Origin of the sequence: Boudabousia marimammalium (assembly GCF_001936115.1) — a bacterium.
Taxonomy (GTDB): Bacteria; Actinomycetota; Actinomycetes; order Actinomycetales; family Actinomycetaceae; genus Boudabousia; species Boudabousia marimammalium.
Window position 1 is genome coordinate 104991 of sequence record NZ_MPDM01000006.1, and the last position, 11606, is coordinate 116596.

At 54.7% G+C, this 11606-nt stretch carries 11 protein-coding genes; 4 read left to right on the forward strand and 7 right to left on the reverse strand.

Annotated features, from left to right (window positions below; translation table 11 throughout):
- Positions 1–4: 4 nt before the first annotated feature.
- Complete coding sequence (locus BM477_RS06655; RefSeq protein ID WP_075361880.1) at positions 5–1120, forward strand: Mrp/NBP35 family ATP-binding protein; 1116 nt, start codon at positions 5–7, stop codon at positions 1118–1120.
- A gap of 25 nt (positions 1121–1145) precedes the next feature.
- The gene (locus tag BM477_RS06660; RefSeq protein WP_075361881.1) at positions 1146–1772 is read left to right on the forward strand and encodes an O-methyltransferase; all 627 of its coding nucleotides are present in this window, start codon (positions 1146–1148) and stop codon (positions 1770–1772) included.
- An 8-nt stretch (positions 1773–1780) separates the two neighbouring features.
- Here BM477_RS06660 and BM477_RS06665 read toward each other — a convergent pair whose 3' ends face one another.
- The 4 genes from BM477_RS06665 to BM477_RS06680 all read right to left on the reverse strand — a co-directional run bounded on the left by BM477_RS06665 (position 1781) and on the right by BM477_RS06680 (position 6101).
- Positions 1781–2503, reverse strand: a complete 723-nt coding sequence (locus BM477_RS06665; protein ID WP_084543781.1) for a hypothetical protein — start codon at positions 2501–2503, stop codon at positions 1781–1783.
- 166 nt (positions 2504–2669) lie between these two features.
- Complete coding sequence (locus BM477_RS06670; protein ID WP_075361882.1) at positions 2670–4064, reverse strand: class II fumarate hydratase; 1395 nt, start codon at positions 4062–4064, stop codon at positions 2670–2672.
- 102 nt (positions 4065–4166) lie between these two features.
- On the reverse strand, positions 4167–5282 hold the full coding sequence (locus tag BM477_RS06675) for a GuaB3 family IMP dehydrogenase-related protein (protein ID WP_075361883.1): 1116 nt from the start codon (positions 5280–5282) through the stop codon (positions 4167–4169).
- Between the two features lie 42 nt (positions 5283–5324).
- Positions 5325–6101, reverse strand: coding sequence for a hypothetical protein (locus BM477_RS06680; protein WP_075361884.1), 777 nt, complete (start codon positions 6099–6101; stop codon positions 5325–5327).
- Positions 6102–6233: 132 nt separating this feature from the next.
- Between BM477_RS06680 and BM477_RS06685 the strand changes: the two genes are divergently transcribed.
- A complete protein-coding gene (locus BM477_RS06685) occupies positions 6234–6956 on the forward strand; it encodes an exonuclease domain-containing protein (RefSeq protein WP_075361885.1) in 723 nt (240 codons plus the stop codon).
- Between the two features lie 12 nt (positions 6957–6968).
- Here the strand turns inward: BM477_RS06685 and guaB are convergent, their stop codons facing one another.
- The 3 genes from guaB to BM477_RS06700 all read right to left on the reverse strand — a co-directional run bounded on the left by guaB (position 6969) and on the right by BM477_RS06700 (position 10956).
- A complete protein-coding gene (gene guaB / locus BM477_RS06690) occupies positions 6969–8486 on the reverse strand; it encodes an IMP dehydrogenase (RefSeq protein ID WP_075361886.1) in 1518 nt (505 codons plus the stop codon).
- A 101-nt stretch (positions 8487–8587) separates the two neighbouring features.
- Positions 8588–10027 (reverse strand): S-layer homology domain-containing protein, encoded by a 1440-nt coding sequence (locus BM477_RS06695; protein ID WP_075361887.1) that lies wholly within the window; start codon positions 10025–10027, stop codon positions 8588–8590.
- 26 nt (positions 10028–10053) lie between these two features.
- On the reverse strand, positions 10054–10956 hold the full coding sequence (locus BM477_RS06700) for a MerR family transcriptional regulator (protein ID WP_075361888.1): 903 nt from the start codon (positions 10954–10956) through the stop codon (positions 10054–10056).
- 291 nt (positions 10957–11247) lie between these two features.
- Between BM477_RS06700 and BM477_RS06705 the strand changes: the two genes are divergently transcribed.
- Complete coding sequence (locus tag BM477_RS06705; RefSeq protein ID WP_075361889.1) at positions 11248–11538, forward strand: WhiB family transcriptional regulator; 291 nt, start codon at positions 11248–11250, stop codon at positions 11536–11538.
- Positions 11539–11606: the final 68 nt, after the last annotated feature.

Here is an 11606-nt window from a genome sequence, read left to right on the forward strand (position 1 = left end):
AATAATGAGTGATTTCCGCGAAGCCATTGATGAGGCCTTGAATCGGGTGATTGACCCGGAGATTAAACGCCCTATCACTGAGCTGGGCATGGTTCGTTCCGTTGAGGTCAGCGATGATGGTCAGGTTACTGTCGGGGTTGATTTGACGACTGCGGGTTGCCCGTTGAAGGACACCATCACGAAGGATGTTAAGCAGTTGGTTTCCGAGGTCGAGGGCGTCTCCGCGGTCTTGGTCAATCTGGGCGTGATGAGTGAGAAGCAGAAGAAGGAACTGCGGGAGAAGCTCACGGGCCATACGGAGCGGGATATTCCTTTCACTAAGCCGGATAGTTTGACTAGGGTTTTCGCTATCACTTCCGGTAAGGGCGGAGTTGGTAAGTCTTCGGTGACCGCTAACCTGGCTGCCGCGATGGCAAAGCAGGGGTTGAAGGTCGGCGTCGTGGATGCCGATATTTATGGTTTCTCTATCCCTCGCATGCTGGGCGTGGATGATCCGGCTCAGCAGATTGATTCGATGATTATTCCGCCGGTCGCTCATGACGTGAAGGTGATGAGTATCGGCATGTTTGTTCCTGATGGGACGCCGGTGGTTTGGCGGGGCCCAATGTTGCACCGGGCTTTGCGTCAGTTCTTAGCTGACGTTTATTGGGGTGATTTGGATGCTTTGCTGCTGGATTTGCCTCCGGGTACGGGTGACGTAGCTATTTCGATTGCGCAGCTGTTGCCGAATGCTGAGATTGTGGTGGTCACTACCCCGCAGGTTGCTGCCGCTGAGGTGGCGGAGCGGGCTGGTTCGATTGCCACGCAGACTAAGCAGAAGGTGGTCGGCGTGATTGAGAACATGTCCTACCTGCAGCAGGAGGATGGTTCTAAGCTGGAGCTGTTTGGTTCTGGGGGCGGTCAGCAGGTTTCGGATCGGTTGTCTGAGATGCTGGAGTATAAGGTGCCTTTGTTGGCGCAGATTCCGATTGATATGAGTCTGCGTGAGGGCTCTGATGGTGGCAATCCGGTGGTTTTGCAAGGCGGTGAGGCCGCCATGCAGCTGGAGGCGGTGGCCGCGGCTTTGACTAAGCGGGCTCGTGGTTTGCAGGGCCGTAATCTTGGGGTTTCTCCGCTGTAGGGCGGGTCGTTGAGGAGGAATCCCAATGGATATTGCTTTGATGTGGGATTACACGGATGAGGTAATCCCAGAGGATGAGGTAATTGCGGCGGCTCGCATGGATGCGATCGAGTTGGGCGCAAATCCGGTTTCCCCTAGTGTGGGGGCGACTTTGCGGCTTTTGACGGCGGCTTTGTCGGCCCGCTCAGTTTTTGAGGTGGGCACTGGTGCGGGTGTTTCGGGCCTGTATGTTTTGCAGGGCATGCCTGAGAATGGGGTTTTAACGACGATTGATTCCGAGGGTGAGTCCCAGCAGGCCGCCCGTGCTTCGTTTAAGTGTGCTGGTTTTCCGAGTTCAGCTACCCGGGTCTTCAATGGCCGGGCTTTGGATATGATGCCGAGGATGAACGCTGAAGCCTATGATTTGGTGATTTTGGACGGCAATCCTGAGGAGGTCCCCTACTATTTGCCTCATGCTACACGGATGCTTCGCCCGGGTGGCGTGTTGGTGATTGTGCATGCAATGCTGCGCGGGCAGGTGGCAGACCCGGTCCGCCGTGACGGGGTGACCGTAGGAATGCGTGAAGTGATTGACGTTTTGACTAGCAGCGAGGGTTATTTCCCTTGCATGTTGCCTTGTAGCGATGGCGTGCTCGCAGTAGTAAAACGGTAGTCTTTCACCTAGTTTATGTAGGATGCCGGGGTCTCAGTGAGGCTGTTTAGATATTCGAGGGACTGCGGATGGCTGTCATAATACTTTTTTTGAAGCTTGTAGAGGCGTAACGCTATTGTTTGCCGCCATTGTTGAGCAGCCATATCCCAGTCGGGACTATCAACTCCAACGCCAGGTAACCCAAACCGACGCTTTTGTAGTTCTTCCAGTAGCCTCACATAAACCAGCGAATAGTCAAACCGTTGATAATCTACATTGACCATAGTGCCAGATTCGTATAGCTTAAAGCGCTGTATTCCACCTTCCAATCGGGTGATTCCAGAAAAGTGGACTTCACGATAAAACCAAGGCCCAAACTTGGTCCACACCTTATCCTTATCCACCCCAAACCGCCGCCAAATCCCGTGAGCCAGCAGAGTGAGAGAAACTAACAACAGAGCCAAAGCATCAAATAGACTTCGCCCGGTCGGATCCCCAAAAATTAGGATAGCTAGCGCCAAAATAGAAAATATCGCTCCAACAGGAATCAAGATTTTCGACTGTGAGAACACCCTAGGCTGTTCCGGCCAATCGCTCATCTTTCGTATGGCCCGTTGCCCTAGCGTACTGATTCCGACAAGCTTTGATAAAAGACTCTCATCCGATGGGTCCTCACTCATCTTCCGCAAAGCCCGCTGCGCACTAGCACTATCAGCACCCGCAGCAAAAGCCGCCTCGTGGCCAAGTTCCATCCAAACCCTCCAGACGATGTAGTTCAAAACTAGTACCCAGTCTAGATCAGAGCGTTTCTTTGGCGCGCCTAGACGCTCTTTACCTCGCTTTACTGCCCAGAAAAAGCGTTAGCCCTACCAGCAATGCGATAGGGCCAACACTTTAGGGACTAAGCGAATCAGCGGCTCAGTAGTTACCAACCATGGTGGTAACGTCCAGTGCCTTATCCAGCTGCTCTTCGGTGATGTCACCGTTGGCAACATAGCCCAAATCAATGGCGGCCTGGCGGACGGTCACACCGGTCTTCACGGAGTGCTTAGCGATCTTCGCGGCAGCTTCGTAACCGATGAGGCGGTTCAGCGGGGTCACAATCGAGGGAGAGGACTCAGCGTATTCTAGGCAACGCTCCACGTTGGCGGTGATACCATCAACGCAACGGATAGCCAGCTGCTCAGCAACATGACCCAAAATGGTGATGGACTCAAGCAGGTTGCGGGCCATTACCGGCAGCATGACCAGCAGGTCGAAGTTGCCCTGGGCACCAGCGAAAGCAATCGCCGCATCGTTACCAATCACCTGAGCAGCAACCTGCACGGTAGCTTCCGGCAGCACCGGGTTGACCTTACCCGGCATGATGGAAGAGCCCGGCTGCAAGTCAGGCAGAGCAATCTCGCCAATGCCGGCGCGCGGGCCCGAACCCATCCAGCGCAGGTCGTTAGCAATCTTAACGAAGGAAACTGCGACGGTACGGAGCGCACCGGAGGTCTCCACGAGGGCGTCCTGTGCGGCCTGTGCCTCAAAGTGGTTGGGGGCTTCAACGAATGCCACACCAGTGTTCTCAGCGACCAGTTCAATCACGCGGGCACTGAAACCATTCGGGGTGTTGATGCCGGTGCCCACAGCGGTGCCGCCCAAGGGCAGCTCACGTAGACGCGGCAAAGTGTCCTTGATACGCTCAATGCCGTTGCGGACCTGCTGTGCGTAGCCGGAGAATTCCTGACCCAAAGTGATTGGGGTGGCATCCATCAGGTGGGTGCGACCAGACTTTACAACATCTTTGAACTCTACGGCCTTCTTTTCTAGGGATTCAGCCAAGATAGCTAGTTCACCCAGCAGCTCCTGCTCAATGGCAGTGGCGGCAGCAATATGGATTGAAGACGGGAACACGTCATTCGAGGACTGAGAGGCGTTCACGTGATCGTTCGGGTGAATCGGCTTCTCGCCCTGGAAAGTCTGGTTAGCGAGGGAGGAAACAACCTCGTTAGTGTTCATGTTCGAGGAAGTCCCTGAACCGGTCTGGAACACGTCAATGGGGAAATGGTCGTTCACTTCGCCGGCAATCACCTTGTCGGCGGCAGCAACGATGGCGTCAGCCTGATCTTGCTCCAGCACACCTAGCTCACGGTTAGCTAAAGCGGCGGCGCGCTTAATCTGGCCCAGCGCCGCAATGTGGTGCGGGGACAGGGTGACACCGGAAATCGGGAAGTTCTCTACGGCGCGCTGAGTCTGTGCGGCGTACAGTGCGTCGACGGGAACTTTTACCTCACCCATCGTGTCGTGTTCGATGCGGTATTCGGTCATATTTGGGTCCTCCTTAGAAGGTTTAGTAACACGCTGATTTTACCATCATGCAAGGCGAGCCGAGGGGGCATTTCGTCCTCGACCCGCGGTGATAGAACAGCTTTAGTAGGGGTTCACGATAATCGTGACACGCTGCAGGTCTTTGACCTCATTGAAGCCGGTAGTGGCCATGGTGCGCTTCAATGCTCCCACAATATTGAGGGTGCCGTCAGAGCGGTTCGCGGGGCCGTACATGACCTCAGAAATGGTGCCGGCAGTGCCGACGTGTACGCGACGGCCGCGCGGCAAAATCGGGTGGCGAGCTTCCGAACCCCAATGCCAGCCTCCACCGGGAGCTTCCTCGGCCCGAGCCAGCAGGGCACCCAACATGACAGCGTCAGCGCCACAAGCAATCGCCTTGACTAGGTCCCCGGAGTGCCCAATGCCACCATCCGCAATGACGTGCACGTAGCGGCCGCTGGATTCATCCATGTAGTCGCGGCGGGCTGCGGCGACATCAGCTACCGCGGTGGCCATCGGCACGTGAATACCTAGTGCCTGCCGGGTTGTATGTGCGGCTCCACCGCCGAATCCCACTAGCACGCCGGCAGCGCCGGTACGCATCAGATGCAGTGCCGCCGTGTAGGTGGCGACGCCACCCACGATTACTGGCACATCCAGTCCGTAAATAAAACGCTTCAGGTTGAGGGGCTCCTTGCGGCTGGAAACATGCTCCGCAGAGACCGTGGTTCCGCGAACCACCAGCAGGTCCACTCCCGCTTCCATGACCGCATCAATATGGCGTTGGGTTTTCTGCGGGGACAGCGCGCCGGCCACGGTAACGCCGGCGTCACGGATCTGCTGGAGCCGCTCCGAAATCAGTCGGTCTTTTACGGGTTCCCGGTAGAGCTCTTGCAGTTTCGCAGTCACTTGATCTTCTGGGACGGTCCGAATTGTCTCATAGACGTCGGTCGGATCATCATATCGGGTCCATAAGCCCTCTAGGTCAAGCACACCAACGCCGCCTAGTTTGGAGAACATAATGGCGGTTTCGGGGCTCATCACTGAATCCATCGGAGCAGCCATGATGGGCACGTCCACATGGTAGGCGTCAATCTGCCAGCCGGTGGTGACGTCCTCCGGGTCGCGGGTCCGCCGCGCAGGAATCACCGCAATATCATCGAAAGAGTATGCTCGGATGGCACGCTTCCCGCGCCCAATCTCAATCTCATTAGCCATTGTTTCTCCTTCGATCAATTCTTGCAGTAGGTTCAGTCAGGCTTATTTGGCGGGCGGAATCAGCAGGTATTGGCCGGCGGAGACACCGAATCCGCGTCCGGTTTGCAAATCCACGCAGGTCATATTCGGCAGCAGACCACCGCATTTGAAGCGTCCCAGCTCAATCGTGGAGCCGTTGGCTAGTTCTTTCACGCCGGAGACGCGCTCAGGGATGCGGTCACGGTCGTGGCTGTCGGTGCGGGCATCTTCAGTCACGGGATTGTGCCCATCATGGCAGGCGCCATACCCCACAAAGGTTCCGGTCAAAGTGGCGGAGCGTCCTTTGAGTTCATGTTCAGGGCAGGAGCGGCGGTCTTCTTCTCGGGGCAGATTGGGGCCGAGGACGAGGGAGCAGGCCACCCCGGGACCGCTCAGTGCGGGCTCATCGCCGGTGGGAGCGAGGCGCACCCAGCGGTCATTGGCTAGCTGCGAGATATCTTCGGCGTAGGCGCAGACTTCGTTCGATGAGGCGGAGCGGAAGCGAATAATCCCATTTTCAGTCCGATAGTCTTCCGGGTTTACCGGAGTCAGAGCGGCCAGCTGCTTGACCTGCTCAGTTTTTGGTCCCCTAGTGTTTGCGAGGGCAGGATCATCACCGGCTTCGGGGCTGGAGGGGCTTCCTTCAATAGTGACGGGGATAGCGCCCGCATGCTGTAGTTTGGGCGGATTGCGGTAGGTGTCGTAAATCCAGTACATGGAGCCACCCATGGTTCCCAGCAGAATAATCGCAATAATAACTGCCACCCAGTTCGGCATTTTGGTGGTGATTGGTTCTGACATTCTGCCCCTTTCAGTTGCCCCTATTGTGGCACATTTTGTGTCGACAGGTGAAGCTGCCTCTCTCCTTATCTAGTTTAGGCTTTCCCGAGGTTTGTTTTCCATTTTGTCCCGCGGATGGGGCACACTGGAGGCATGAGTATTGCAATGAATAAGATTTGGACTAATCAGTTCCGCTTCGGTTTCGACACGGAAACCACCGGTGTTAACCCCACGCAGGTACGTTTAGTTACTGCCGCCTTGGTTTTGCGTCAGCCCAAGGGTGAGGACCAGGTAATCACCTGGCTAGCGAACCCGGGAGTCCCCATTCCTGAAGCGGCTTCGCGGGTCCACGGTATCAGCACTGAACGCGCTGTCGCTGAAGGTCGTCCGATTACTGAGGTTCTGGAAGAAGTAGCTTCACAGATTGTGGACTACTGGCAGCGGGGCGGCATCATGGTTGCTTTCAATGCGGGCTACGACCTACAGGTACTGAATTCTGAACTGAAGCGGCACGGAATGGCCACTTTGGAGGAGCGTTGCGGAGCCAGTGAAGTTCCCGCTGGCGGCGTGGTTGACCCGTTAGTGTTGGATCGGGCAGTGGACCGCTATCGGAAGGGAAAGCGGACACTGGGCGCCATGTGTGAAACCTATCAGGTGGAACCGGGAGATAACCTGCATACCGCGGAGTATGACGTTATCGCCACTCTGAACGTGCTGGATAAGATTGTGGAGAATTACCCGAAACTGGCGCAGCTCACGGTGGCAGAGATTGTCTCTTTCCAGCGTGAAGCGCACCATGCTTGGGCGGAAAACTTTAACGAGTTCCTCAGCCGGCGCGGGCGCCCCGCCGATGTGGGCACCCGCTGGCCGTACTAGGAATGTGAAGGATCAGGAATGGTAGTTGGGGGCTTCCTTCGTCATTTGCACGTCATGCGGATGTGATTCCTTCAAACCCGCGGACGTAATCTTGACGAAGCGTCCCCGCTCAGCAACCTCCTTGAGGTTGTTAGCTCCCAGGTAGAACATGGACTGGTGGAGTCCACCCACCAGCTGGTAGATAACATCAGCGAGGCTACCAGAGTATGGCACCTGTCCTTCGATGCCTTCGGGCACGATCTTGTCGTCACTGCTGACGTCGGCCTGGAAGTAGCGGTCCTTGGAGAAGGATTTGCGTCCGCGCGAGCTCATCGCCCCGAGGGAGCCCATGCCACGGTAAGTTTTATACTGCTTGCCGTTGACGAAAACTAGCTCTCCGGGAGATTCCTTACATCCAGCCAGGAGGGAGCCCAGCATTACGGTTGAGGCGCCAGCTACGATGGCTTTGGCAATGTCACCAGAGTAGTGCAAGCCACCGTCTGCGATGAGGGGAATCCCAGCGGGACGGCAGGCCAGGGAGGCCAAGTAGACTGCGGTGATTTGCGGCACACCGATGCCGGCAACTACACGGGTGGTGCAGATGGAGCCGGGGCCCACGCCCACCTTCACTGCGTCAACTCCCGCATCGATTAGGGCCTGGGCCCCTTCGGTGGTGGCGACGTTTCCGCCAATAATGTCGATGCCGGCGAAACGCTCATCGGCTTTAATCTTACGAATCATGTCTAGGGCCAGTTGCGCTCCACCATTAGCGGTGTCCACCACTAGCACGTCGGCGCCAGCTTCAGCCAATGCCACAGCACGATCCCAAGAGTCACCCCAGTAACCGATGGCTGCGCCTACAAGGAGGCGTCCTTCTGAATCTTTAGCGGCATTGGGGTACTGCTCGGTCTTCACGAAATCCTTAACCGTGATGAGGCCAGCTAGGTGTCCTTCATCATCAACCAAGGGTAGCTTTTCGATCCGGTGCTTAGCTAGTAGTGCCTTAGCTTCTTCGCGCTGGATTCCCACATGTCCGGTCACTAGCGGCATGGGAGTCATACAGTCCGCGACCTTACGGGTGGGCCATTCTGCCGCGGGAATGAAACGCAGATCGCGGTTCGTAATGATGCCGAGGAGGGTATTGTTCTCATCTACTACCGGTAAACCTGAGACCCGGTAATGTCCACAGAGCCGATCTAGCTCCTCAATCGTGGCTTCGGGGTGAATCGTGACCGGGTCGGTCACCATCCCTGATTCTGAACGCTTCACCTGGCGTACATGCGCTGCCTGATCCTCAATGGAGAGGTTGCGGTGCATAATGCCTATACCACCCTGACGGGCCATCGCAATAGCCATGCGAGCTTCAGTGACGGTATCCATGGCGGCTGAGATCAAAGGAATCTTCAAAGTTATGTTACGACTCAAACGGGCGGTCGTGTCCACCTTGGATGGAACCACATCGGTTACTTCAGGTAGTAGCAAGACATCATCGTAGGTTAGCCCTTCAAGGGCGAAAGGATCATTTACTAAGGGAAAATTTTGTTCGCTCATCTCTCATATTCTATGCGCAAAAGGGCGCTTTAGTCACCCCAGCTACGGATTTGTTTTCACTCAGCATGATTACTGCCCCTGAAGACACGGCCAAAGCTCAGCTAGGGCCCTACACTGAGTCGGTGAATAATCGCGGCCATCGCATCACGATTCACTGAGTTTACTGGGCGGAAACTACCATCGGGCCAGCCAGTAATCAGGCCTCTTTGCTTGGCCCATTTGATTTCCTGATAAAACTGGCTACCCGAACTCACATCGACAAAGAATGCGTCTGCCGGCTTTTGAATCAAAGCCGCGCCCTTACAAGTGTCACTGTACTTACCGCAGTAGCGTTTCAGTATGGCGGTCAGAGCGCCCCTTTCAACGGGCGATTGCGGCCTAAAAGTTCCGTCGTCCCAACCATTCACTAACCCCATTCGTGAAGCCCAGTTAATCTCTTCCCTGAACTGACTACCAGCGGGTACATCCGCGAAACGCAACGGTTTAGAATGTGCGGGGCGCGGTGTCTTCCCCGATTTTTTATGCAGACGATAAAGGAAAGCTACCACGGCATCGCGCTGCACCGGCTCTAGCCGCCGATATGTCCCATCGTTCCATCCTGAAGTCAATTGGTTATCCCTCATCCACCAAATATCGGTTGAAAAGGCATCCGAAAACTGCACGTCAGAGAACACATTAGTATCCAGATTGGGGCGCATAAAGTAGCGCTTATGCAATTCCCAGAAACTATAATCACCGTGTTTGCTGCATTCTTTATCCTTATACAGCCAAGCATCACTGGTGACATGAGGCGTGTACTGATACAGAGACGCGGTTGCCTGATTAGCGAAGGTTACTGATTCAGAGCACTTATCCGCATACTCTGCCACGGTTATGCCTGCGTCGTTGGTGTAGGTTCGTTTTCCCTCAAAATGTCTGGTATCACCCGCATGATATGTCCAGCTAATATGCCTATATCTACGAATCTGTTTGGCCGCACTATAAAGCTGTTTGAACAGACCAGCCTTAGTTGAGTCACAGGGCTTACCATCAGGGCAGCCGTAACCCAAAGCTGAATCGTAGCTTCTTGGGGGCTGCTGAATCAGACTGGACTCTTTTTGAATCGTCACCAACAAGAATTGGGGGCTGACGTTACAGGCTTTACTCATCCGGGCAATAAGCCGGGCGGCGGGTTCCTGCTTTCCACCCTTCATAGCCTCACAGACGGTTACTTCTTCAACTGGACCATACTGAGGGTTACGGTTAGTCATGGTCTGCTTCCCAATCGGTTCCGTATCTAAAAGCACATCCTTCAAACAAGGCGGCCCGCCCGGTTTCGGCTTACATTTGGCTCCCCAGCGATCCAAGAACGCTTGGATTTGTTGCTCATCCATCCACCCCGGCTGATACATCAGCTCATCATGAATGATTAGTTCACGTTCGAAACCATCACTTTCCGGCCGACGCTGAGCGGCTTGGGCTCCCTCGACAAAAAACGGAGTGGGAGCCAACAAAGCACCCAACACCAAACCCAAGACCATTAAGTAACGCGCACGCCCCATAAAACCTCATTCAAACTAGAACAGCATTATTCACAACTTACACGTTTCACACTAAGAATGTCCTGCACTTCAGAAAGAACCGCCCGCAGCGTGCGCATCCATAACACCTGAGAATTCAGTATGGGAGGCGGATTCTTTCCCACACAGATCACATTACTTCCCCGCCCCAGCAACTGCTCGATCAGCTCCGCAGGATGATTCTCTTCATCAATCAGCACCACCACATCAACTGGCCGGTGCTCAAGATGAGTCAGGATTGAGTCAATAACGTCATGCCCAGATTTTGAAATTACCCGCACATCGATCCCGTTCCAACGTAAAGCTGCCCCAGAAACATGTCCCGCCAGGTAACGATTAGCACCTGTTACCACCAGGGCTTGTGGCGGGTTCACCCCCAAAGGCTGCGACTGATCAGACACGTCTCTTGCGGCCTCCATCACAACTCTGCGGACTAGGCTATAAGGGTCTTGTCCGGGCACATCACCTGTGGTACGGTTTGCAAGTTGCAAAACCGCTGGTTCGACATAATCACAGTATGTTCGCACCAATCCATGGGAATAGATTTGCCGTGCTATCAGTAATCTGATGGTGTTGAGATCAGCATTTGTAGCAGCTATGGCCAAGTCAGCTGGAAAGTCGTTTCCTACCGCTGTCACGGTCGCAGCCGAAGAGGTTTCAGCTAACGCATGTTTGGCGGCATCAGCAGGATTAACCCCCTGCTCTCGCAGCTCTTTCATGCGACGCAAAGTGAGAATATCGGCGGCAGTGTACTTTCGGACGCTTCCGCTACTGCGAAGCGAGGGCCCAATCCCGTACCTACGTTCCCAGGTCCGTAGAGTCGCTGGGGTAGATCCAACCGCTTTCGCTGCCGCCGCGATAGAAACAGGGGCATCGAGGTAGTCAATTCCATGCAATTGAATGCGTGGCATGAGGACTTCCTCCTGCAGGTTCACAGCCTAAGCTTCTGCACAAACGTGCAGGGTGAAATATTTATGAACTACAAATGAGCAACATTGTTGTTCAATTCCTGTTCAGAGTATCTAATTATGAGGCAAAAAGCACGTTGAAATCCTTAAAACGTGACTTAATCCGCTATATTTGGCGGTTTTGGGTCTTGTTTTCTGTTATATCGATTTGTTAGACTACTCTTCATACGGTTTTTAGACGGAGTCTACAGAACCTTTCCATCCACAACATTTTTTCAATTTCAAGGAGTCGCTATGACTGACGCATCTCGCCTGCCAGGTCCCGTAATGGACCTATGGGAGTGGCAGTACGAAGGCGCCTGCCGAGAAATGGATACCGAGTTGTTTTTCCATCCCGAAGGGGAACGCGGATCAACTCGCCGTCGTCGCGCAGAGAACGCAAAAGCAATCTGCGCTAAATGTCCGGTTATGCAACAATGCCGTGATCACGCCCTGCGGGTTCGTGAACCTTACGGTGTTTGGGGTGGCATGACCGAAGAAGAACGTCGCTCCTATCTCGCTACGCACGATCGTAAAACTGCCTAGTTAATAAACTATCCAGAGCAGATATAAAGCTAAGGAGGGCGGGTCGGTTCCAGTTGGAACCGACCCGC